Here is a 1,585-nt window from a genome sequence, read left to right as displayed (position 1 = left end):
TCCCATCCGTCCCATCAATTTCCTCACTCGGCCCAAACGACCTTGCAAAAGAGCCACTCTTGAAAGGTCATTTGGGCCGAGTGAGAACCTCAAAGAGCCCTTTTTACAAGCCCATTCGGGCCGAATTGCAACCTATGGCAGGATGGAAGAGCCCCCTTTAGGGAGTTGGGGGTCTGTTGGTGGATTGGCAATCAAAAAAGGGAAACGCACACGCGCTTCCCTTGCTAATGCAAAGATACGACACAAACGGGCAAAATCCAAATTACAGATGAAAGAAGTTGACAGATAAGAAAGTCATTTCATAGTCTGACAAGCCATCAACCCACAGTCTGACAGACCTTCGAAGCCCCAAGAACAGTGACTACAACAAGCGCGAAGATACCAACGGGCAGTGACTGCATCACCATAAATAGGTATTTTGAAATTTAATCTCGCCGCCCTTGGCGCATGTCGGAAAAAGTGTGTACTTTTGCATCAACAAAACAAATCTATGGACAGATACATCATCCTATCGCCCCGGCACGGGGGCTCTTTTACCCAGCGGATGGCAGAGGTGACCGACATGCTCCACACTCACCTCACCGACGAGGCCTCGAATGGCCGCCGGCTGCACTACAGCAAGGTGTTTCTGAGCGACATCCGAAACCAATACCAGCAACTGATAGAGTCGGACTTATACCAGAACATGCTTTCGCAGGCCGCCAACACCATCGTGGAGCAGCCGCCCATCAGCGGTTGCAAGATAGCCCTGCTCGTGAAAACAGCCGAACAGGAACCGGCTTTCATCTTCCAGAGTCTGCGCCTCAAAGACGAAGAGGCCTTCGGCAACAGCAGTTATCTACAGACCATGCTGCTCTTCGAGAACTATCTCAAGGGCATCAAGGAACGGGGACTCAACATGGCCGAGCACCTTGTGCGCACATGGATCTACGTGGCCGACATCGACGTGAACTATGCCGGAGTGGTGAAAGCGCGCAACGACATCTTCGCCCGCTACGGTCTGACCGCCGACACCCACTTCATCGCCAGCACGGGCATAGGTGGATCGTCGCAGACACGACACGCCACCGTAGCCATCGACTTCCTCACCTACCCGGGCATCAAGGAGAGCGACAAAACCTATCTACGCGCGCTCGACCACCTCAACCCCACACATGAATACGGCGTGGCCTTTGAACGGGGCACACGACTCACCCTCGACAACCGGCAGACCTACTTCATCTCGGGCACGGCCTCCATCGACCGGCATGGCAATGTGCTCTACTTAGGCGACGTGGAACGACAGACCCACCGACTGCTCGACAACATCGATGCCCTGCTGAAAGACGGCGGAGCGGGACTCGACGACGTGAAATATTTCCTCATCTATCTGCGCGACCTTTCCGACCGTGCAGTTGTGGAAGATTACATGCGACGGCACTTCCCCTCCACCCCGTTCATCACGCTGCTCGCCCGGGTGTGCCGTCCCGAATGGCTCATCGAGATGGAGTGCATTGCCGAACGATAATCGCCTCTGCCCATCGGCCACAAAGCCAAGCGGCGGAATCTCCCTCGTGGAAGATTCCGCCGCTTGGCATCTTATACC

The 1,585-nt window shown here is 54.8% G+C and carries 1 protein-coding gene and 1 pseudogene; both read left to right on the top strand.

Annotated features, from left to right (window positions below; translation table 11 throughout):
• Positions 1-289 (top strand): annotated as a pseudogene (locus tag HMPREF6485_RS14270) (hypothetical protein); the annotation flags it as partial.
• Between the two features lie 201 nt (positions 290-490).
• The gene (locus tag HMPREF6485_RS13015) at positions 491-1,507 is read left to right on the top strand and encodes a Rid family hydrolase (protein ID WP_004347187.1); all 1,017 of its coding nucleotides are present in this window, start codon (positions 491-493) and stop codon (positions 1,505-1,507) included.
• The last annotated feature ends 78 nt before the right edge of the window (positions 1,508-1,585 follow it).

The organism is Segatella buccae ATCC 33574, from assembly GCF_000184945.1.
In the GTDB taxonomy this organism is placed as follows: domain Bacteria; phylum Bacteroidota; class Bacteroidia; order Bacteroidales; family Bacteroidaceae; genus Prevotella; species Prevotella buccae.
This window is presented reverse-complemented; position numbering and strand designations above follow the sequence as displayed.